We start from the raw sequence: 903 nt of genomic DNA, 5'->3' as shown, positions 1-903 counted from the left end.
GTGCGCAAAGGATGCATGCCGGTGAAAAACGCGTTGCGTCCAGCAGTGCAACTTTGCTCGGCGAGATAGTCCATATAGATCGATCCTTCATTAGCAATACGATCTATATTCGGAGTCTCGCCGACCATCAAGCCTCGGTGATAAACACTAGGCTGCATCCAGCCAATATCGTCTCCCATAATGAATAAAATATTGGGTTTGGTTGTATCGGCGACGGCCGCTCCAACCAGCAATGGTGCCATAGCAAGCGTTAACGTTAACAAGGTTGTTTTCATAGTTTGCTCTCCAAGTTGAACAGCAGTCCCCCCCGAAAACAAGAGTCTAGTCGAGACTTTCAAAACCGTGATGCAGAGTGGTGCTGTCGCGGCTCAATGAGCAAAACCTCCAGAAAATTGAGGCATTGATTAACGCGAGTATGGCTAGCTGAGACCCCCCGATAGGCTATCCAGCAAGGTGACCTAACATGGAAAGCGGTGAGCAGATGGAAATCCGGAGACGGCTGAAAGCATATAAAGGCCCCAATAGTTGGAGCCTTTGGATGACTGAGTAAGTCACGTTAAAACCGAGAGTTAGAAAGCGAGGAAGTACCCGGTTTCATTGGCTCCGAGTACTTTTCCTCACCCCCTTGGAATTTCGAAGTAATGGTGTTGGTCAACTGCCTTGATCTCAGTCACTCGGGTGTCATCAGCACTGCAAGCGTTATCTTTATGAACTCCTCATTCTTGTCGATGGTGTCCAGGGCCCCACGGACGTTGTCGGCAACGTCGGCAGATCCGCGCTGCTCGACCCAGTTCGAAAGCTCCATGATGGCAGCTTCCAAGGCGAGCTGGTTTTCGTTGAGCTTGAACAGCAGGGAAGGGAGCAGATCTGAGTTTGGCATCGCGTATCCTCGGTTATGAGGAC

The 903-nt window shown here is 50.4% G+C and carries 2 protein-coding genes; both read right to left on the bottom strand.

Going from position 1 to position 903, the window contains the following annotated elements; genetic code table 11:
* The coding region (locus AC1DRJ_RS30005; protein ID WP_477805314.1) for a sulfatase-like hydrolase/transferase at positions 1 to 275 on the bottom strand (275 nt) is incomplete at its 3' end.
* Between the two features lie 395 nt (positions 276 to 670).
* Positions 671 to 880 (bottom strand): hypothetical protein, encoded by a 210-nt coding sequence (locus AC1DRJ_RS30000; RefSeq protein WP_477805315.1) that lies wholly within the window; start codon positions 878 to 880, stop codon positions 671 to 673.
* Between the last annotated feature and the right edge of the window lie 23 nt (positions 881 to 903).

It is taken from the genome of Pseudomonas sp. P5_B2 (assembly GCF_056400445.1).
This window is presented reverse-complemented; position numbering and strand designations above follow the sequence as displayed.